This window comes from Bradyrhizobium sp. CCGE-LA001, from assembly GCF_000296215.2.
Taxonomy (GTDB): Bacteria; Pseudomonadota; Alphaproteobacteria; order Rhizobiales; family Xanthobacteraceae; genus Bradyrhizobium.
In genome coordinates this window covers 6,659,600-6,680,138 of record NZ_CP013949.1, presented here as the reverse complement: position 1 = coordinate 6,680,138, position 20,539 = coordinate 6,659,600, and the positions used below count along the sequence as shown (strand labels likewise).

At 59.3% G+C, this 20,539-nt stretch carries 16 protein-coding genes and 2 pseudogenes; 11 read left to right on the top strand and 7 right to left on the bottom strand.

The annotated features are described in order from the left end of the window. Positions 1–44: 44 nt before the first annotated feature. Positions 45–1,943 (bottom strand): ParB/RepB/Spo0J family partition protein, encoded by a 1,899-nt coding sequence (locus BCCGELA001_RS30605; protein WP_063921123.1) that lies wholly within the window; start codon positions 1,941–1,943, stop codon positions 45–47. Positions 1,944–2,406: 463 nt separating this feature from the next. On the opposite strand from BCCGELA001_RS30605, the gene BCCGELA001_RS30600 reads away from it, so the two are divergent. Beyond that, entirely contained in the window at positions 2,407–3,162 is a 756-nt protein-coding gene (locus tag BCCGELA001_RS30600) for a hypothetical protein (protein ID WP_008545431.1), read from the top strand. Next, positions 3,137–4,276 (top strand): pentapeptide repeat-containing protein, encoded by a 1,140-nt coding sequence (locus tag BCCGELA001_RS30595; RefSeq protein ID WP_060736994.1) that lies wholly within the window; start codon positions 3,137–3,139, stop codon positions 4,274–4,276. Before BCCGELA001_RS30600 ends, BCCGELA001_RS30595 begins: the two co-directional genes overlap by 26 nt. A gap of 220 nt (positions 4,277–4,496) precedes the next feature. Here BCCGELA001_RS30595 and BCCGELA001_RS30590 read toward each other — a convergent pair whose 3' ends face one another. The 3 genes from BCCGELA001_RS30590 to BCCGELA001_RS30580 form a co-directional block, all read right to left on the bottom strand. Beyond that, positions 4,497–4,691, bottom strand: coding sequence for a hypothetical protein (locus tag BCCGELA001_RS30590; RefSeq protein ID WP_008568157.1), 195 nt, complete (start codon positions 4,689–4,691; stop codon positions 4,497–4,499). A gap of 1,749 nt (positions 4,692–6,440) precedes the next feature. Further along, the gene (locus BCCGELA001_RS30585; protein ID WP_008545416.1) at positions 6,441–6,992 is read right to left on the bottom strand and encodes a Pycsar system effector family protein; all 552 of its coding nucleotides are present in this window, start codon (positions 6,990–6,992) and stop codon (positions 6,441–6,443) included. A 9-nt stretch (positions 6,993–7,001) separates the two neighbouring features. After that, positions 7,002–8,114, bottom strand: coding sequence for a Fic family protein (locus BCCGELA001_RS30580; RefSeq protein WP_060737941.1), 1,113 nt, complete (start codon positions 8,112–8,114; stop codon positions 7,002–7,004). A gap of 292 nt (positions 8,115–8,406) precedes the next feature. Here BCCGELA001_RS30580 and BCCGELA001_RS30575 point away from each other — a divergent pair, with 292 nt between their 5' ends. The 3 genes from BCCGELA001_RS30575 to BCCGELA001_RS30565 are packed head-to-tail and all read left to right on the top strand — an operon-like array spanning position 8,407 to position 12,169. After that, positions 8,407–9,963 carry a transcriptional regulator gene (locus BCCGELA001_RS30575; RefSeq protein ID WP_060736993.1) on the top strand — a complete coding sequence of 519 codons (1,557 nt, stop codon included), beginning with the start codon at positions 8,407–8,409 and terminating at the stop codon, positions 9,961–9,963. Then, positions 9,963–11,657 carry a ThiF family adenylyltransferase gene (locus tag BCCGELA001_RS30570; RefSeq protein WP_008545411.1) on the top strand — a complete coding sequence of 565 codons (1,695 nt, stop codon included), beginning with the start codon at positions 9,963–9,965 and terminating at the stop codon, positions 11,655–11,657. Before BCCGELA001_RS30575 ends, BCCGELA001_RS30570 begins: the two co-directional genes overlap by 1 nt. Continuing rightward, positions 11,654–12,169, top strand: coding sequence for a Mov34/MPN/PAD-1 family protein (locus BCCGELA001_RS30565; protein ID WP_008545410.1), 516 nt, complete (start codon positions 11,654–11,656; stop codon positions 12,167–12,169). The genes BCCGELA001_RS30570 and BCCGELA001_RS30565 overlap by 4 nt, the downstream gene beginning before the upstream one ends. On the opposite strand, the gene BCCGELA001_RS30560 is transcribed toward BCCGELA001_RS30565, so the two are convergent. Both BCCGELA001_RS30560 and BCCGELA001_RS30555 read right to left on the bottom strand, forming a co-directional pair. Then, positions 12,150–13,079, bottom strand: coding sequence for a TIR domain-containing protein (locus tag BCCGELA001_RS30560; RefSeq protein WP_008545409.1), 930 nt, complete (start codon positions 13,077–13,079; stop codon positions 12,150–12,152). The genes BCCGELA001_RS30565 and BCCGELA001_RS30560 overlap by 20 nt on opposite strands. Positions 13,080–13,478: 399 nt before the next feature. Continuing rightward, positions 13,479–14,705, bottom strand: coding sequence for a tyrosine-type recombinase/integrase (locus tag BCCGELA001_RS30555; protein ID WP_008545408.1), 1,227 nt, complete (start codon positions 14,703–14,705; stop codon positions 13,479–13,481). A 340-nt stretch (positions 14,706–15,045) separates the two neighbouring features. Between BCCGELA001_RS30555 and trbB the strand changes: the two are divergent. The 3 genes and pseudogenes from trbB to BCCGELA001_RS30540 all read left to right on the top strand — a co-directional run bounded on the left by trbB (position 15,046) and on the right by BCCGELA001_RS30540 (position 16,586). Next, positions 15,046–15,995: pseudogene (gene trbB, locus BCCGELA001_RS30550) on the top strand (P-type conjugative transfer ATPase TrbB). Next, on the top strand, positions 15,992–16,333 hold the full coding sequence (locus BCCGELA001_RS30545; protein ID WP_060736992.1) for a TrbC/VirB2 family protein: 342 nt from the start codon (positions 15,992–15,994) through the stop codon (positions 16,331–16,333). Before trbB ends, BCCGELA001_RS30545 begins: the two are co-directional and overlap by 4 nt. After that, positions 16,333–16,586 (top strand): annotated as a pseudogene (locus tag BCCGELA001_RS30540) (VirB3 family type IV secretion system protein). Before BCCGELA001_RS30545 ends, BCCGELA001_RS30540 begins: the two are co-directional and overlap by 1 nt. Before the next feature lie 82 nt (positions 16,587–16,668). Here BCCGELA001_RS30540 and BCCGELA001_RS30535 read toward each other — a convergent pair. Then, a complete protein-coding gene (locus BCCGELA001_RS30535) occupies positions 16,669–17,466 on the bottom strand; it encodes an IclR family transcriptional regulator (protein ID WP_060737940.1) in 798 nt (265 codons plus the stop codon). Between the two features lie 204 nt (positions 17,467–17,670). Between BCCGELA001_RS30535 and BCCGELA001_RS30530 the strand changes: the two genes are divergently transcribed. The 3 genes from BCCGELA001_RS30530 (at position 17,671) to BCCGELA001_RS30520 (ending at position 20,507) form a co-directional block, all read left to right on the top strand. Then, positions 17,671–18,831, top strand: coding sequence for an aminotransferase class V-fold PLP-dependent enzyme (locus tag BCCGELA001_RS30530; protein ID WP_193409748.1), 1,161 nt, complete (start codon positions 17,671–17,673; stop codon positions 18,829–18,831). A 192-nt stretch (positions 18,832–19,023) separates the two neighbouring features. Then, positions 19,024–19,815, top strand: coding sequence for an amino acid ABC transporter permease (locus BCCGELA001_RS30525; protein WP_008545389.1), 792 nt, complete (start codon positions 19,024–19,026; stop codon positions 19,813–19,815). Next, positions 19,812–20,507 carry an amino acid ABC transporter permease gene (locus BCCGELA001_RS30520; protein ID WP_008545387.1) on the top strand — a complete coding sequence of 232 codons (696 nt, stop codon included), beginning with the start codon at positions 19,812–19,814 and terminating at the stop codon, positions 20,505–20,507. The genes BCCGELA001_RS30525 and BCCGELA001_RS30520 overlap by 4 nt, the downstream gene beginning before the upstream one ends. Positions 20,508–20,539 lie beyond the last annotated feature (32 nt).

Below are 20,539 nucleotides of genomic sequence, written 5' to 3'. Positions count from 1 at the left end.
GCCGGGCTGCATTGCGGCCCGGCTTGTTGAATATAATGCGGTACCTAGGCGGCCAGTCCTTCGGGCTTTGCAGGATACAGCGGTCGCAGCACCTCCGGCAGCCAACACTTATCCGTTAGCAACCGCTCGGCGGCCTCGGCCATCGCGGGCTTCTTCAACTCCGCCAGCTGTGCGGCCGCTTCCTCCGACACGCCCTCACGCAGCGCCTCGACGATAACCGCCTTGGTGACCTGCCCGAGATAGTTGGCGGCGGTAGGCTGCCAGTGCGCCGCCATGTCCAGCGAGACCGCCTGAGACAGTGCCTCGGCATGTTTCAAGGTTGAAGATGACCCTGCACCCGGACGGACCACCGCATCAAGGGTAAGCGCCGTGCAATGCGCCAAGAGACGCATCAACTGCTCCTGCGTGAACCCCAGCAAGGTATCCCACAGGTCCTGCACATCGGTGGGCAACGCTTTGGCAAGCTCGGCCTGCCGATCACTGCACGCGCGCCCCTGCGGGCTTTCATCAATCCCTGCCGCATGTCCCGACAGGTAGACCGTGCGCACGGTAACATCGAGGCACGACACGCGGTTGCCGAAGTAGAACGTGGATGCGACGAACGCATGCACCACCGCGATGAACGCGATGTCCGGGCGCTGCGCCACCGCCTCCCGCAACGCCGCCGTGCGCTGGGCGGTCAGTTGCGCGAGCAGCCGGTCGGGTAGGGCGCTTCCCGGCTCAACGGCTTCCGGCTCGGCTTCGGAGCCGCCCTCGCGCCGCTGTGCAACGGGTGCCTCATCCTCCTTGCAGATGAACCCGCGCTCCACCCGCACGCCGCCCTCGTAGCCGAGCGACACGAGCGCGCCGCCCGCCGCCATGTCGGCCGGGTCGTAGACCGGCTGGCCCTTCAAGGCCTCCATCTCGGTTTCAAGCTGGTCGAGCCGCGTCTGCATGGCTTCGGTCATCTCCTCGTTCTCGGCGACGGCGGCCAGTTCGTCGTACTCCGCCGCCAGCTTCTCCAGCTTGCGCTGCGCCTTGGCGGGGATGTCCGGCTCGGTGGGGTAGACCCGGCGCATGGCGCTGGTGGCGCGGAAGTCGAACTCGGGCGTGACCAATACCCACGCCCAGCCTTCCGCGCGCACCGCCTGCGCTTCCTGCTCTAGCTTGGCCAGCACCAGCCGGTCGAGCAGCGCCGGGTCGGCGAAGTACCCGCCGTTCTCGTCGGCGAACAGGTCGCGGGTGATGACGCCCCCGGCCTCCACATAAGCTTCGGCGCCGACGAACCGCGCGCGTCGGTCGTTCGCGTCCACCTGGCCCTCGGTCAGCGCCCGGCGGATCGCCTCGGCCCCCTTGTCCCAGCCGAGGCCCTGCCAGACCTCCTGCTGCCGCGCATGGTCGTCGGTGAGGGTGAACGCCATCACCTGCTCAAGGCTCATGCCGCCTTCGCGGTAGACTGCCATGAGCGCCGGGCTGACCGCCGCCAGCTTCAGCCGCTGCCTCACCACCGCCGGGGTCACCTCGAACCGCGCCGCGATGTCGTCCGCCGCCATCCCTTTCTCGGTGTGGAGCAGCGCGAACGCCTCGAATTCATCGGCGGGATGCATCGGCGAACGGATGACGTTCTCGGCGAGGCTGATCTCGTGGGCGTCATGCTCGGTATCGAGCACGCAGCGGATGGGCTCGTCCTTCCTGATTTGCTTACGCTTGGCCCGCAGCAACTGTGCCAGTCTGCGGCCTTCGCCGATGGTGACGAAGTAACGGCCGGTCTCCTTGCCATTGCCGTCGCGCTCCGGCTCCACCACGAGGTTCTGCAGCATGCCGTTGGCCGCGATGCTCGCCGCCAAGCCTTCAATCTCCGCCGGGGTGTGATTGGTCTTCCGCACGTTGCGGGGCGACTTCTTCAGCATGTTAAGCGGTACGAAAATCTCGCTGCCACTCTTGGGTTGGGTTTTCTTGGTCATCTTGGTCTCTTTCCTAGGGTTTGAGGTTTCAGCGCAAATCCGCGCTGAACCTCTGCCCGTCGGCGAGACCGGGGAGGCAAGTGCAAGGGCGGACGCGGCCCGAGGGGTATCTCCCGGTCTGCACAAGCGTAAGCGCGGAAGACCGGGGAAACGGCTGCGGCCGAGCGTGATCTTCACGCGGTCCCTTGCAGGTGCCAGGGGCGGCGCCCCTTAGCTCTTCGCGCGAGGGATCGTGACCGGAGGCCGGGAACTCTTGGCCCGGCGCGCGATGCGCGTAGAGCCTGGTCGGCGTGCCGACGCGCCGAGTGACAACTTGCGCCGGTTAGGCAAGGCGGGATTTGGCGAAGCGGTTGAACCTAAACGAAAGTCGGTCCCAATATCCCCCAAAAAGGGCGCGCACGATGCACCTTTTTTATTGCACGGCGTCTCGCGCCACGGTTGAGTGGGCGCGGGAGGGGCAAGAATGGCGAATGACCAAAACGCGCTACCTGACCTTATTGAGGTCATCACGCGTGTCCAGAACGGCAACGAGCCAGAAAACAGAGAGGTCCGGGTCGAGCTCCGCATTGACAGCGTTACGCTGGCCGCTGACGAGTGCCTCGAGTTCATTGTCGAACTAAACCGCGCAAACCTTTCTCTCGATCTGGATGGATTCGAGGTGGTTCCCAAGAGCCGCCACGGCGAGCCGATGAAGCCGAACGACGTTTCCGTCGAGCACAAGCTCACGAGCGAACGAACCAAGCAAGCCGAGGCTGGTGGCGCCGCGGAACTGAACGTCAGTAGTCAACCCAGCGGATCATTGAGCGCGAAGGCCTCTGCGAGCGTCGCTTCGAAGACTACCGAGTCTGTAAGTTCGCAGCAGACTTACAGTCTGCTCAGAGTGAAGGCGCGTGGCAATTTGAGGTGGGAAATTTCAGAGCCCGGTGACGGAAGCAAGACTTTGGGGGACACATACTTGAACGATGACGTGCTCTGCAAGATAAGAGCACTGCCGGGGGCGAACATGCTGGCGGTCAAGTTGGCTGCATTTGCGCGAAAGCGCGATGTACGGATTACGCCCGCGAGCAAACTGAGCAAGTTCAGCTTCAAGAGTAAGAACCATGAGAAGATGCTCAATGCGCTCATTGGGAAGGCCTTAGCTCACAACGCGAGCAACGGCGGCATCCTCACTTTTTCAGTCTCGGAGATAATTGTTGAAGACGACGGATTACACAGATGATCCGATAAGCCGGGAATATCTCAAGCGGATTCCGCAACTTCTCGACCTTGAAGACACTAACTTCGTCACCCAGGCTAAATTCTGCGGCCTTGATCCGGCCGAGGATTTTCAGAATCTGGATCTCGGTGAGGTCGACTTTTCGAATTGCGATCTGCGTGGCTTCAACTTCTCGGGCTCGGACCTTCGTGGTTGTTACGGTGTCAACGTCAGGTGGGAGGTCGATGATCCCATATTCGACGGGGCCGACACTGACGATTCTCTATTTTCTCACCGATTGACCCAGGAGCGATACTTTCAAGAGCACCCGGACGAACTCGAGGTTGTCGATAGGCTCTCCATTGACTATTGGGCAAACGTCATCATCCGGGTTGAGGAGTTCCTGCAAGACAAAGCATCCGATCGCGGCGCGATGATTGCGCGAGCGCTGTTTGACAGGAGCAGAGACCCCACGGTCCGCATGAATATTCTCCTGTTCATGAAGGTAACCACTGAGCATTCTCGGGACCACAAGCTTTTCATATTCGACATTCTCTCAGGGTATGAGAGCGATCCGACTGTCACTCTTGCCGCCGTCCGCGCCCTCAATGTGTTTTATGGAGACGACCGGGACGCTTTCAATTGGCTTTTAAAGTACCTTGATCATTCCAGTCGGGAGGTGCGACGCGCTGCATTTCTTGGTGCGCTCAGGTCAGATAGAATCAAGGATGGCCTGCCTCGGATCATTTCTTACGTGAAGGACCAGGCCGACAGCGCCCAACGTCGCGCATTTGTCGGCGTAGCTTCGAGGTTGATTTCGTCCCAGATCAATTCCGCGGTCTACAACTGGCGGGACAAATGTTTTTATGACTTTCATGATGTTCTATCGACGAGCGATGTTCTGGCTTGGAATAACGAGGAGTTTCGCCTGTTCGAAGGGAGGCACACCAAGCAGGCTGCGGGGGTGCTAGTCAAAACGTTCCTCAAGCGCCGCCTCAATCTGATAGGGAAGTTCGGCGAGCGATACGGCTTCCACTTCAGGTATCAGGAAAAACCCAATGGGCCCGTCGTAGTACTGGGTGCCAAAGACGTTCAACTCGCCGAGTCCTTGCAAAGCCTTATTGCTCAGCGCCGTTGACGTCATCATCGAAGCATAACGGAAGCCCCACACCGTTGCCGGTGCGGGGCGCATAGCATTGCACGTTGCGGGTCATCAGCTCTCAACGGGCTTCGACCATTTCTGAGTTTCTAGAGATGGTTTCCCTCACCACGCCAGCGTGCCTAACCGCTGCTCTGGGAAGAATCGCACAAGGCTACTTCGCGGAGCCGGCAACTCATGCCGCCGGCGATAGAGCCGGTCAGGCGCTGCCGGCCTTGCGCTCACGGATGACGAGTCGTCCGCTGACGGGTAGGGCGATCAGGTCGACGTTGAAGCCCTTGGCGTTGTCATGCGGCCAGACCGCGCCGATCTTGGTCCAGAACGCACTCTCGCCTTCGCCGGTGATGACGAAGGCCTCGTGGCTCGGTTTCTTAGTTTTGGGTTTTGCGGGCATTGCATTCTCCAGGTTGGGGTTGCCGCGAGGGCAGGACCGGCCGGGAGACGAAAACGTTCTGGTGCCGGTCGTTGCCGGCATGCGGTTGCTTTCAACTTAGCAGGATACGGCGCGACAACGATTGCTGAGTGTCACTTCGCTCGTCGAAGGGTGGCGACGACGGCACGCTTCGTCGGACATAGGATAGCCTTCGGGAATCCAAAGCTCATGACACGCTGATTCAAGAAATCGATTCGTATGATTGCAAGAAAGAAAGTAGTGCAAATCTCTAGGGGATGATGAGGCTAGCGGCGCGTTATAACGCAAAAAACCGCAGCAATTACAATGGCTCGAGCGTCTTCGAATCGGGACGCAGATTCCTTCAACAGGTTTGTCAAGATTCAGCTTGCGACTCAAATTCAGCGCACCTAGCATTTCACTCAGAGTCCGAATCAGAGATTCGCAAATGCGTATCGTTGAACTCGCGTCTTCATGGAGCGACTCGCCGCCGAAGTGGTGCGGCAACTGGTTTTCGAATCCCGTCGGCCCCGAACAGCCGCCGCTCGAAAGGGCGTGCGGCTTTTTTATTGGAGCGCAACGGTGACGTTGAGAGAGGATCTAACCGAAGGAGTATCGCCATGAAGTAGCTCCACAGAAAGGAGCTGCGGATCGGAAGAAGACCCGTCGTTGCGCTAACAACGACGGGCCTCCCAGTTTACCGGTCTTGCAGATCCGTCCAGCTCGCCCCGTTGCAAGGAAAACGAGCTGTCCGCATGAGTGTCAACAAGGACCGATACCGATGAACGGTAATCCGTTTTGGTCATCCCTTGTATTGGATGACCTTTGTCGCGGGTTGGTTTGACCTTGGCCATAACTGGTCCCATGTCATCGGCCGCGTAATGACCGCCTCGCTCAACCTGAATGAAATCGTCTGGTTGGTCGTGTTGGTCTTGGCGAGCTGCCATCTCTGGCACCATCGCCATCATTGATCGCCCCTTTGGGGCGGTAGAAAAAGCTACATTTCCCGGCGCGTCACCGACGCTCCGGGACTTGCTTGTATGAACATAAGGCGAACAGTGAGGAAAATCAATAAGCTTGGATGGCCGGGGCCAGCCTGGCGACGCACAAGCTCGACGCCGAACAGCGTCTGATCCAAACGCACAAGCCGTCATCACTGGCTCGGCTGCCGGACTTTTGGCTGGGAACGAGCGAGGATCACCCCGCCAGTTCGACGCTGCACCAAATCCTGGCGCCGCCCCTGCTTGAGGGAAGGGAAAGATTGGCTGGATGCTGCCTCTCGCGGAATCGCAAGTCAAGGGCGTGTGCATGGCCCGCGTAACCCCGGAAAGTGGCGATCGGGAACGCAGTACGAATCATCCAACTGAATTGAATCATGATTTCTAAAGCCTGTCACGTTTGGGAAAAGACAATTGAAGTTAAGGAGAGAACGACCACGATTGGGCTTTTCCCCCTTTTCCACCGCAGCCCAGGCGCTCAGGGCGAGATGCATATGCATGAACTTGTGGTGTGCGTGGGCGTAGTGACCCGGGAATGTATCCTCCTGTGAACGCGCAACGAAGTGCGGCTTGAGACGCAATTAGACAAGGCCGGAATGCGTCAATGTGTGAGATGCGAGGGACACACACATCTCTGCCGAAGAACTCAGGGCCAGTGCTTCCGATGAGCTTCAGCACTAACGACGCACCGGACCGGGCGGATTGTCGCTGAGCAATGCTGAGGCTTCGCGCTTTAAAGGCGCGCCACGCGAGGTTAGCGCAACAAGTGTCGGATACCCCACCAGATTGGCGGCAGCGAAAGGACCAAGACTGCTGCGAACACGAACCCAGCCGCAATGTTGAACATCGTGAACTTACGCATAGCAATGCGAGCATTGACCGATATCTGCACACATAGATCATCGAGGTAACGCTCGGTGACGCTGTGGTTCTCTTGCGGCTTATAGCGCTCCGTTACCCGCGCATGATAACGCCCGACCGGTATCTCGGCGACGTGTCCCCAATAGAGAAGGCTTTTGTCGTCGTCATCTTGCTGATGAAAGCGGTCTAAGATCTGCGGAACGAACGACAGAATGCACACAAGGCCGGCGGCGGCGAATAGGGGCAGGGCGACACAGAAGGCTACAGCGTATCCAGCAGGTAGGGTGGCCTGCCCGGTCAGCAGGTTTATAGAACCGATGATCCATGCTGAGGAAAACGTCAGCAAGGCAGCGTTCTTTGTCTCCGCGAATCTAACAAAGTCGATGTTGCGGCTAAGTTGGGTTGAGAGGACTTTCTCGAATGCATCTTCCTGGTCGTCTTTCATGATGTCCCATCAGGTTTGCGCATCGACAAGCGAATAGCTTGTGCTCCTGCCGCCGGCAGCGTCTTTCTGAAGTATCCCGTGCTCAACAAGTTCGTCGATGTCTCTGGAGGCGGTGGCTTGCGACACTTTGGTAAGCTTGGCCCACTTCGACGAGGTCAGCTTGCCCTCGAAGCCATCCAAGAGGCGGTTGAGCACCAGCCGCTGGCGCTTATTGAGCTGGCGGGCATTATGCAAATCCCAGAAGTTCGCCTTGCGGAGAATGCTGGCAAGGATGACGTCCGCGCCGTCAAAGGCGCGATCGAGGCAATCAAGAAACCACGCCAACCAGTCGGTGATGTCGAGGTCTCCTTTCTGAGTCCGTTCGAGAATGGTGTAGTAGTCATTTCGCTCGCGACGGATCTGGGCAGACATGCTGTAGAACCGTTGCGCGCTCTGTTCGGAGCGTGCGAGCGCCAAGTCAGCGATGGCACGCGCGATGCGCCCGTTACCATCCTCGAACGGATGGATCGTCACGAACCACAGGTGCGCGAGGGCGGCTTTCAATACCGGGTCAATGCCACCAGCGTTGCCGTTGAACCACTCCAGGAACGCTTTCATCTCATGAGCAAGGCGCTCGGCGGGAGGAGCTTCGTAATGGACGCGCTCGCGCCCGATCGGGCCCGAGATCACCTGCATCGGACCGGCTTGCGCCGTGCGCCAGGCGCCCACAACGATCTTGGTCATGCCGCTTCGGCCGGTGGGGAAGAGCGCGGCATGCCAACCGAACAGCCTTTCGTCGGTAAGCTCGTCAGCGTAGTGCTCGGTCGCGTCGAGGATCATCTCCACGACGCCCTCAACGTGCCGGTCGGCGGGGACGAGCGCACCGATATCCATCCCGAGACGGCGGGCAATGGACGAACGGACCTGGTCACGGTCTAGGACTTCGCCTTCAATCTCGCTCGACTTCACGACTTCTTCGGTGAGGGTCTGGAGGGTGGCCTCGGCTTTGAGCCGGAAACCTAACCGCTCCATACGGCCCAGCAATCGCCCCTGCTTGTGTCGGACGGCGGCCAGGCGATCGGCAATCCTTTGAACGTTCCAGTTGAAGGCGGGCCACCCCGGCAGTTCGTGAATATAGACCATAATCTCATCATCCTTTGCAGAGATTATGGGGTCTATTCTCGTCATCGGCAAGGTTATTCTCCACAAAAGATGAAGAGAAAAGGGCGCCCAATCTCTGCATGGCGGAAAAGAGGGGAAAACTGCCCAAATCTGTTACAGCCGCCTTCTATCGGTTCTTCTTATGTTCTAAATATACGCGTACCGCGTGCAGGGTCAACGAGGCACCTCGCACTGCAGAGATCAATTACGCGCTGCCATCGCCGTCGCCCTTCCGGGCACCGCTCGTGCCGCGCAACCAAACGGAGCACCAGCAATGGCAGGTCGGAATTGGAATAAAGAGCGTGCTACAAAGCGGATTGATGCCAAGATCGAGGGCCTTCCGCTCAAGGCGATCGAAATCAAGGAATACGTGCGCGACACGGATCTCTCCAACCTCGCGAACACGGTCGCTTACCGGGTCGACGGCGTGCACCTTTACGCCGACGTGCTCAACATGAAGGACATGTTGGCAGTCACCGATATCGAAGGTGAGACTTGCCATAAGCGCACGCTCCGCTTTCTGAACCTCCATTACCGCGCGGTGCACCGGATCATCGCTCGGGTGGATGCCATCCTGGTCGACTTCCACAACCAGCGCCTCCATTCCGTGGTGGCTAAGCCCTACGACAGCGAAGCCAAACGGGTGCACCGCGCCGTTGCGACGGCACAACTGATCATTGACGTCTTGGCGCAAACGGGTGAGGACGCCGATCATCCGGCCGCGAAGGTGCGGGTCGGCATCGACACCGGCAAGGCTCTGGCGGTGAACAACGGACGTCGCGGCCACCGCGAACCGCTGTTCCTGGGTGAGCCCGCGAACTATGCGGCCAAGCGCTCGGGCGGTGGTACTGCGACCGGCATCTATCTCACCAACAAGGCGCGCAAAGCCATCGGGCTTTCCGAGGTAACGGACGTTGACGTGACACCGCTTTCCGCCGCTGAAATCGAGAAGAGCCAGAAGGAGGCCAAGCTTGAGGTCACGGCCGCCGAGATCGTGAAGGAGTGGAAGGAAGACCTGAAGAACAACCCGATCGGGGCGTTTGAGTTTTCGGGGCACACGCCTCCGTATTCGACGCTCGATATCGAAGCGCTTTCCGCAAAGAACTCGCGCCGGCAGGACGCTTGTGCGGTGTACGGCGACATCGACGGATTCACAAATTATGTGGGGAGGAACATCGCCACCGATGCAGGAGCTAAGCACGTCGTGCGAGCGCTGCATATCCTGCGGGCAGAGCTCGATGCCGTATTACATGAGGATTTCAAGGGCGTGAAAGTCCGTTTCATCGGTGATTGCGTGCATGGCCTGTTGGTGGAAGGGACTGCGCAAACCACTGATGTGGAGGAGACCATCAGCAATATGACCCTCTGCGCGGGCGGCATGCGCAGCAGCTTCGATCTCGCTTTGTCTCGCCTCAAGGCGAACGGGACTGACGCATCCAGCCTGGGCTTGGCGATTGGTTTCGACTTTGGACCGATGAACGTCACGCGCCTGGGCATCAAGGGCGAGCTTATTCGGTGCTCGGTCAGCCGCGGCGTGTTGGCGGCAGAGAAGGAGCAATCCCGTTGTGCCGGCACGGAGAGCGCAATCGGGGCCAACGCCTACGCCAAGGCATCGGAACCGGTACGCACCATCTTCGGTTCGGGCCGCAAACGCGCCGGTCTGGACTATGACACGGCCGTCAACGAGATGTCGGCCAAGGGTGATAAGGCAGCCAAGGCGGCGAAGGCTCTGTCCGCCGGCTCACTCTTGCAGCCGGCTGCCGCTGCGGCGCAGCCGTTCAGCTTCCCCAACCGAGCGACCGGACCTGCCACGCCCGGCGGTTTTGCTTAATGTGGTGGTATCTTGCCGATCTCGGCCGCTTCAAAAGCGAAAGGCTAGGGCTCGAAGCCCTAGCCGCGAGCGCGGATTGGCTGACCCCGCTTGGGTGGAGGACGGATGATACCAAACGCTTGATCTTCGAGGCCGACATTACGATCGGAGCACGCACCTATCCGGTGTACCTGAGTTATCCCTCGCATTTCCCTCATACGCCGCCCTCCGTGTACCCGCGGGGCGACCAAACGACTTTGTGGTCAAACCACCAGTTCGGTCCTGGCGGCGAGCTGTGCCTCGAATACCGCCCCGATAACTGGACCAGCGATATCACCGGCGCGATGCTGCTGGAGAGCGCGCACCGGCTGCTGTTTACGGAAAACCCGGCCGAGGGCGAAGCGGAGAGGGTCCCTTCGGCGCACGAAGTTTCGCTTGGACAGACCTTGCGCACGCGCAATCTCCGGATGCTACTGACCCGCGGGTTGATGGCTTTCTTCGCCGGCATGAAGACCGGCGAGATGCTCAAGAGCAATATGCTGGTGCTCTGCCGCCCGGAAACCAATGTGTACGTCATCGACAAAGTCACGAAATCGGACGGGGAGGTCTGGACCGATCCTGACGTGCCGCTGAAGCTGGGCAGTGAAACGTTTGAGCGATCGGCACCGATCCTGCGGATCGAGCGTACCCAAGCGCTGCCGCCTACGACAAGCGTTGCTGATTTCAAGGCAGCGACAAAAAAGCTGGGATTCGATGAGGATGCGGCCACAATCGTCATCCTCAGGGGCGACAAGGCTCATTGCTACTTTGCGTACGGGGAGTACGCCGGCGAAGCCGCGACCATCCCTCCTGAGCCCGTCGCCCATCGACTGGACGAAAGCCATGAGCGCCTCCGTGGCATGAGCGCGGCGCTGATCGGCTGCGGGTCTTTGGGAAGCAAGGTCGCGGCAATGCTTGCGCGGTCAGGGGTAGGCAATTTCTATCTCGTCGATGATGACCTTCTGCTGCCTGACAACCTGGTGCGCCACGATCTCGATTGGCGAGATGTCGGCACCCACAAGGTCGATGCGGTTGCACAGCGGATCAAGAACGTGAATCCCGACGCGAAGGTTCATGTCCGCAAGGTGCGGATGGCTGGCCAGGAATCGAGCGGCAGTGCGGAGACTGCCATCACCTCGTTGCTCGCACGCGACGTTATCGTCAACGCGACCGCAAACCCGAGTGTTTTCAATTTGGTCGCAGCGGTTGCTGAGTCGGACCAAAAGCCCGTTGTGTGGGCCGAAGTATTCGGAGGAGGGTTCGGCGGGCTTATGGCTCGTTATCGGCCCGGTAAGGAGCCGTCCCCTCAGCTCATGCGCCGCGCGATAGAAAACTGGTTTGCGGAGAGAGGGTATCAACCCAAGACCGTCACGCGGGATTATGGGACCGGAGGCGACGGGCCGCCGATGATCGCTGACGACGCCGATGTCGCCAGTATCGCTGCCGCCACCGCGCGGTTGGCCATTGATACGCTTCTGGCGCGCGAACCCTCTTATTTCCCGGTGTCGGCCTATGTGCTGGGCCTCGCGCCGGAGGATGGCCTCTTTACGCAAGCGTTTGAGACATTTCCCGTCCCAATGCCGGAGTCGCCTCCGCAAGAGATTCCGTTCGACATGTCAGCCGAAGAAGCCACCGCCGAAATCGTGGAAATCGCCAAGATCTTCGACAAGCAATGAAAGTGCTCCTTCCGTACGAAGTGGTCCAAAAGCTGGCGGCGGAGCTCAAGCGTGCAGGAATACGCGAAATCGGTGGTGTTCTGGTGGGGGAGCACGTCGCTGGCGAGACATTCCGCGTCGCTGATCTGTCCGTTCAGCACAGCGGCGGCTCGGCGACCCACTTCGTAAGGGACGTGGCGCACAATCGCGCGTTCATCGCGAATTTCTTCGCGCGCACCGGTCATGACTATGAACGTTTCAATTATCTAGGCGAATGGCACTCACATCCTTCATTCGAACCGCTGCCCAGTGGGCAGGATATCCGCGCGATGCGGGATATCGTCGAGGATCCGAACGTGGGAGTTAACTTTGCGGTTCTCTTAATCGTCACCCTCGCCAGAAGGTCCTCCCTGCGCCTATCCGGCACGGCCTTTCGCGCGAACGCCTCGCCCGTCAACGTCGACATCAAGATCGAGGGTGGTCCCGGCCCCAAACGAAACTGGATTGTGCGGTTTATCGATCTTTTTCGATAGAGAAGGTCCGCACCCCAAGGCGAAGTACGAGATCCCTGATGGTGTCGCATACCGGCGCAATCCGCTCGGCAATGGTTGCATCATCGCCCGCCTGGTAGGGCACAAGGGTCAATCCCTGTAAATCAGAGGGAAGCTTTAAGTCCTTCACCTTGGGATGCACCAGGATGGTGCGATAGCGGCTGAGCTTGCCCATAAACAAGCCAAGCTCGAAGAGAACATTGTCGCGGACGGTCGGCGCACGTTGCCCGCGCGATTCAGAGATGTCGTCCGGTTCGGCGATCGCCACCGCGAAATCGGATTCACCCACCTGCTTCTCTAAAGCCTCCAATGGGTAACCGCCGGCAAAAAATACGCCGTCATCCCACACCGTACTGAACACGTCCTTTTCCAAGCCGGAGCGAAGTGCGTGAGCGATCTTCAACGCCTCGGATGAGGACATAATAAAGAGCTTGGGGGCCTTGTTGGGAGGGTAGATGGTCTTGTTGCGTTGATGAAGGCGCTTAGAGAGTTCTTGCGCAATCGGCAGCCACAACTCGGGGAAGCTGTGTCCGACAGAGAGGAAGGCTGCACTACTGAGCTTTAACACGACCGCGCTCTCCAGCACGGTCACAGTGGCCGAGCGCGGTAGCGACGGTTCGATGGCCGCCATTTCTCCGACGTGTTGGCCCGCTGCGCGCGTTGCGACTTGAGCACCATTCACGATGACGGCGACGACCCCCGTCACAAGCAGATAAATGTCGTTATCGGCAGCGTGCTGAACGATGATGTTCTCACCTGGCTTGAATTCAACGAGTTCGCCCGCATCCGCGAGCGCGTTGGCGATTTCGAGCTTGCCTCCCGCAAATTCCTGGCGGCGAAGGGATGCAACGAGCTGAGGGCGGTTCTGCTCTCCTTCAAATCGCTCTTTCATCGCCACCTCAATTGCTCAATTGAAATCTCTGGTGCGGGCGGCCGGACTCGAACCGGCACAGGCCTTGCGGCCCCACGGATTTTCATACCACTTCGGCTTTCGCCGCCGCCCATCCGGCGTTCGTGGTCTGGACTATCCCTTCACCCTGGCGCTTGTCCGCTGTAGGTGCTGCCCGTCTAGTCTCTACACCTTCCCCCTGGCGGGGGCTTGGCTCGGGATTGCCAGTGAAGGTTTCCCCGACTTTGAGCAGTTCTGCGCCTGGGGTTTCCCCCAGGGCACTCAATGACTTAAGTCCGATGCGTCTACCAGTTCCGCCACGCCCGCATCGGTCCATCTATACGGCGCAATTCCGGTTTCGGCAAAGAGAATACAACCGATTCCGCACACGTATTGAGCAGCTTAGCGCAGTGTCTCCAGCTCGCCTTTGCGGATTTCCGCCACTTCCCGCTTCGGCCGCTTCTTGCGGACGTTGATAGCGCTGGCATCCAGCACGTCCTTCAGGTGAGCGGCATAGTACTTCTCAATCATTTCAACGCTGGTCCGGCAGTTCTTGGCCAGCATATAGATGTCGGCGCCCTCCATAAGGCGGAAGCAGATGTAGGTGTGCCGCAGGCTGTAGAGCGTGCGGGGACGTCCTTCCCGGTCGAATTTCAGGATTTCATTGAACATCGCGTGGTGCGACTTGGGGAAGATCCTGTCGGTCGGCTGCGGATTGTTGCGCTTCTTCAAACGCTCAAACACCGGCACGGCATTCTGGGTGCTCTTGCAGGGACCGTAGCCGCGCTTTCCGCGCACCTCGATCTCCAGGATGGTTTCCTGGGTACCTTCATCGAAGGCTACGGTCACGTCGCGATACTCAAGACGGAGGATTTCATCCGGCCTCATGCCGGTGTTGCTCATGAAGAGGATGAGGTCGTGCAACTGCTCGCCCCACCATTTGTATTTGTTGTTCTTGGGCTTCCGGGCCCTCCGCCCGGTCGCCTGGTAGAGCTGGCGATACTCTTCGCGGGAAAACCAGGCCCGGTGGGAAATCTTGCCGTTCTTCCGGTAAGGCTCTGAAAGATCAGGAAGTGAACTAAGCCATTGGTGGCGGATAGCCGTTTTTAGGATCTGCCGCAGGCAGACGATCTCCTGATGAGTTGTCGTGCGGGCAGGTGGCTTTCCCCACCTTTCCTTGGCGTCCGCAATCCGATGCATGCGGTACTCGTTCACGAGACCGCCAGTTATTTCGGAGAGACCCTTCTTGCCGAAAAAGGGGATGAGGTACTTGCGCGCCCGGCGCTCGTGGCCGGCGATGTAGATGGGGTTGCGCTGACCTTCCGTCAGCACCGGAAACTCTTCCAGAAATTTCTCGGCTGCGGCCTTGAAAGTCTTTTCCCTCTTGCGAGCGGTGACCTTTTCCAGGTCACCGCTGGTCACCAGCCCGCGCAGTTTCATGTACCACTGCTCGGCAATCTCCTTTGCCAATTGGAGATCATCCGCGCCTGTGGCTGAGCGGTGTTGTTTTTCTTCGATTGAAGCGGAGCAATGATAGTGGCCGCGCTTCCCGCGGCGGTAGATGTGAACTTTGCCACCGAGAATAACGTGGCTCTTTTGCTTCAAGGCCCGCGTCGCGAGTTCTTCCATGACCCTTGCTTTCGTTGGCTTCACGGCTCGCCACACGCTGGGCGTGCTAAACCGCGACTTGTGCTAACAGTGTGCTAAGGGTTTTAGGCTCGGTCAATCACCTAACATGATGATTTATCGTACATTTTTATCCTTAGCTTATCAAGGATAAGAATTAGTAAGTCTTTTTTCTCTGCTCTACGCCGGGCTCATACGCCGGCTGGATACTTGTTGAATTAACCCGTTTCCTGTCTTCTCTACTCGTCCGCGTCGCCAAGCACATACTGCAGTTGGCGCTCGACGGGGGACGATCGTGGCGGGCACCTCACTCAATTCGGAAGCGTTCTCGCGTGGCGCGCGCATGCTGCGTACCGCGCTTGGCCCGGCAATTGCGACTTTTCTCGAAGATCCCTCGATCGTCGAGGTGATGCTCAACCCCGACGGTCGGCTCTGGATCGACCGGCTGTCGGGCGGCCTTGAGGACAGCAGTCGGACGATGTCCGCGGCTGATGGCGAGCGGATCGTGCGCCTGGTGGCGCACCACGTCGGTGCTGAGGTGCATGCCGGCAGCCCCCGTGTTTCGGCCGAGCTTCCCGAGACCGGAGAGAGGTTCGAGGGACTTCTCCCGCCCGTGGTCGCGGCACCGGCCTTTGCGATCCGCAAGCCTGCGGTGGCCGTGTTCACACTCGATGACTACGTCGCCGCCGGCACCATGACCGCCGGCCAGGCGGCGGCGCTGCGTGCCGCGGTCGCTTCGCGCAAGAACATCCTGGTCGCTGGCGGCACCTCGACCGGCAAGACCACCCTCACCAACGCACTGCTCGCCGAGGTCGCCGGCACCAGCGATCGCGTGGTGCTGATCGAGGACACGCGTGAGCTACAGTGCAGGGCGCCCAATCTGGTCGCACTGCGCACCACGGACGGCATCGCGTCGCTGTCAGATCTGGTTCGATCGTCGCTGCGTTTGCGCCCAGATCGCATTCCGGTTGGCGAGGTGCGAGGTAGCGAAGCCTTGGAGCTCCTCAAAGCCGGGGCACCGGCCACCCCGGTGGGATCGGAGCGATTCCCGCAGGCTCCGCGCTGGGCGCGCTTCGTCGCCTCGAACAGCTCATTCAGGAAGCCGTCCTCACCGTTCCCAAAGGACTAATCGCCGAGAAGATTGATGTCGTCGCGGTGCTGCGCGGTCGCGGTAGCGAACGCCGCCTCGCTGAACTTGGTCTGGTCGCCGGCCTCGATCCCGCCACCGGCGATTACTGCATCCAGTCCGCAGGGGCCGGCGGTGACCCCTTGCTTCCCGGAGAGCCCGTATGATCCAGTTTCCTGCCGCGATCCGTCACGTTCGCCGCCGCGTTGCCGAACTCGCAGCGATCGCCTTCATCTTTCTCGCTTTCGCGCCAGCGGCCTCCGCTTCCGGCTCCTCGATGCCGTGGGAGACGCCGCTCAATCAGATCTTGGAGTCGGTGCAAGGTCCGTTCGCCAAGATCATCTCGGTTATCATCATCACCGTGACAGGCCTGACGCTTGCGTTCGGCGACACCGCCGGGAGCTTTCGCCGACTGATCCAGATCGTCTTCGGCCTGTCGATCGCCTTCGCTGCGTCGAGCTTCTTCCTGACCTTCTTCTCCTTCTCGGGCGGGGCACTGGTCTGATGGTCGGATTAGTTCATCCAGAGGTGCCAGGCTTCTTGAAGCCGGTCCATCGCGCCCTCACGGACCCATCAGGATGGGCGGTGCGCCGCGCCGCGTCGCGATCGCCAACGGCACGCTGGCGGCCGCCATCGCGCTCGGGCTGCGGCTCTGGATCCCCAGCGCACTGATCTGGGCCGTGGACCAGGCCGCGGCCGTCTGGGCCGCCAAGCGCGACCCGCAGTTCGTGGACGTCGTCAGGCGTCACCGCCGCTAGCCGAAGGAGATGATGACACGCTCGGTCGAAATCCAATGTCCTTTCTCCTGGTCAAAGAGCAGGGTAAGGAGGATTCTTGTGCTCAAGTTTCCTCGAGTGTTTCGTCCTCACTGTCCGTCTGTAGGATGGTTTGCGACAGGAGCACGGCGGCCTTTTGAAGTGAAGGAATGAAACGATCAAGTTCTTCAAAACTGACTCGCGCCACGGGCACCGATACGCCAAGGCAGGCTATCAGCTCTCGGTCCGGTGAAACTATCGGCACCGCGCAGCCGACGACGCCCTTCACGTATTCCTCATTGGTCTTGGCCCAACCATGACGGCGTGTCTCCTCGAGAACCTGCAGGAGGGTGTCGCAATCCACGATCGTGTTATCAGTGTACTGCGTCAGGGCGAGTGACCGGCACAACCTCTCACGTGCCTTCTCGGGTAGCCGGCTCATGTAGATTTTCCCAGTCGAGGTGCAGTGAAGTGGAGCAGCCTCGCCTGGATTGAATTGAAGCCCCTTTGGTTGAGTCACGCGTACGCTGTCGACGTAAGCGACGACATTGTCGCGCACGACTCCGATCTCGCACTGCTCGCCGATCTCGCCCGCAACCGCGCGCAGCACCGCATGCCGCCGCGCCGTGCGAAAAGCCGCGCCGATTACTCTGGCGGACAGTATGACCAACTGATTGCCCACCACGTAGCGCTTCGATCCAAGCGCCTTCTGCAGGAGGCCGCGTTCTTCCAAGTTTCCGACAAGCCGATGGGCCGTCGGGACGGGTAGCGAAAGGGCGTTAGCGATCTCCGCGACCGAGGCGGCCTTCGTCTGATTGGCGACATAACCAATGATGGCGAATGCACGGTCGAGAGGCCCAGTCGTCTTCTCTTGTTCAGTCATACAAAACTCCCGCAGCATTATTATCAATTTTCGAAACAAACGCTACTGAAATATGAAAAACTCGTTGGTTTCGCTCACATTTGCTCATATCGTTGGCGTTGCCACCTTCTGATTGGATTTTGTGCACTGCACAGTTCGGACATGGGTGGCGGCTTAGCGCTGAATTTGACCCGTGCGGCCGACGTGCCTGAAAAGGAGGTGGGAATGTCTCGTCATTACGACGTGGAAGCTGTACGCAAAGAGTTTCCGGCAGCCGAAAGGATGGTCTACCTCGACTCCGGGTTTCAGGCGCCTCTCGCGCGTCCCGTAATGGCGGCAGTCGAAACCTTCCTTCGTGAAGGTTTGGAGACGGCCGGACCGAAAAGCGTCTGGCTCGATCGAGTCGAGCAAACGCGTGCCAAGGTTGCCCGTTTCCTTGGGGTGTCGGCTGACGAAATTGCCTTCACGAAGAACACATCGGAGAGCATGAATATCGCGGCGAACGCGCTGCCGTTGCGAGGCGGCGATAACGTCTTGATGATCCACGGGGATCATCCCAACAACGCTTATGCCTTCCTCAATTTGAAGAAGAAGGGCGTCCAGATTGACTTCCTTCCGATGACGGACGTCGTAAACGCCGACACTTTCCTTCCACACATCGACGAGAAAACCCGCGCGATCTCGTTGTCGCACGTCACCTTCCACGCCGGGCATCGCTTCGATATCGAGAGCATCGGCGCTCTTTGCGCGGACAAGAAGCTCTACTTCGTCGTCGATGTGATGCAAGCAATCGGGGTCGTTCCGATCGACGCGAAGGCTATCCAAGCCACCTTCGTTGGCTCCGGGAGTCACAAGGGGTTGCTCGTCCCTCAGGGTCTCGGATTGCTCTATTGGGACATGACCCTGAAGGAACTAGAGCCCGCCTATCTCGCCGCTGCCAGTCTGGCGGAGGTTCCTCACGACCTCATCGCTCGTCCCGACCGCTTGGCGCCGTCTCCCACCGCGCGACGTTTCGAGCTAGGAAACTTCAATCTTCCTGCAATACACGCGTTGGGGGCCTCGCTCGAGATGATCGAGCAGATCGGCGTGAACAACATTCAGAACCATTGCTTCGATCTGGGCGATCATCTCATCGCTCAACTGGACGGGCTCGACATCGGTCTCGTCGGCCCGCGTCAGCGGCAACATCGCTCGCCCCACATCTACGTCGTCGGTCTGCCCGCGACAGATTGGCTCGGCTACTTCGACGAGAATGGCGTGCGTGTTTCCCCCGAACGCGACGGCATCCGTGTATCGTTCGGCATGTTCAACACGGTGGACGATGTAGATCGTCTGGTGCATCTCATCCGCGAACGCCGATCAAAAAAGTCATTCAGGGCCGCTTAGGACTTGGCATGGAGCAGCTCGGCAATTCGCACGCGAAGTGGACAGCAGCCTGATCTCGCCGAAGGGCGAGCATCATGCCTTTCTGAGGACGCGCATTTTGGTGACGCGATCGATTAGTACCGGCGCAGCGCGCACGACGACCGACCATGCGGAGCATGGCCGTCGTGCATATCCGCAATCGTGAGGCTCGCGATGTTCGGAGTTCTTTTTGAGCAGACCACGGATGGCCAGCGGTACATCGACTGGCTTCTTTCGGGTCTAGGTTGGACGTTGGCGCTTGCCTTCCTCGGTTGGTGGATTGCCTTCACAATCGGAGTCATCGTCGGCATAGGTCGAACCGTGAAGAACCCCTTCTTTGGGGCCTTAGCTCGATTGTACGTGGAGATCTTCCGGAACATCCCCGTTCTCGTGCAGATGTTTCTCTGGTATTTCGTCCTGCCCGAGCTTCTTCCGAGTGCTATTGGTGACTGGATAAAGCAGATACCTCCGCCCTGGGGATCTTTCTTTCCAGCCTTGTGGTGTCTGAGCCTGTACACCGCCGCGCGCATTGCAGAACAGGTTCGCGCAGGCATCGAAGCTTTGCCTCAGGGGCAAGCCGAAGCAGCTGCCGCACTTGGCTTAAGCGGCTATCTGACCTATCGCCATATCATCCTGCCGCAGGCACTACGCCTCATCGTGCCAAGCCTGACGAGCGAGGTGATGGGCATCTACAAGAACACGTCCGTTGCTCTGACCATCGGCTTGATGGAGCTCACTGCTCAGGCGCGCCAAATCAGCGACGCTACGTTCCAAACCTTCACCGCATTCGGTGCTGCCACACTCATCTATCTTGTTTTGGCTCTGATCGCCTACCAGACAATGATGCTCATCGACAAAGTCGTGCGCATTCCTGGTATCGCGCCGGGCAAGGAAGCCGCGGGGTCAAACTCTGACGATGTGAAGCTGGAGAGCCCTCTGCCTGGCAGTATGGAGGTCGTGAAATGAACAGCCTTGATTTCTCGATTGTCGCGCAGGCATGGCCCTATCTATGGTCAGGATTACTCTTCTCGCTTTCCTTAACGGCAGCCGCCTTCCTGATTGGAATGATACTTGGAACGCTCTTCGCTCTCGTGCAGCACTTTGAGCTCCGCATTCTGAGCCAGCTCGTCCGTAGCTACGTTGCACTCATGCGATCGATTCCGCTGATCCTCGTTTTGTTTTGGTTCTTCTTTTTGGTGCCCATTGTTCTTGGTCACCTGTCAGGGACTGGTCGTCCAATTCCAGTCGGTGCCACCTACACGGCGTTCATCACGTTCGGCCTGTTCGAGGCAGCCTACTATTCGGAAATCATCCGTGTCGGACTGCGCGCAGTGAACAAAGGACAATTTGAGGCTTGTCAGGCTCTCGCTTTGTCGACATTCGATTCATATCGGCACGTCGTTCTGCCACAGGTGTTCCGGGTCGCCAGTCCGATCATACTCAGCCAGACCATCATTCTGTTTCAGGATACGTCCCTCGTCTACGTCCTCTCGCTCACTGATCTCCTTGGCGCGGCTTCGAAGCTCGCGCAGCTCAACGGTCGCTTGGTCGAGATGTATCTCGCAGTGGCCGTCGTTTATCTCATCATAAGTTCTGCAGCGTCCCAATTCGTCGCTTCGCTCCGCAAGAGGTACGCGATCGCAGGCACAAACCGCTAGTCGATCGGTAATCTGACGGCCCGTCGTTCCTT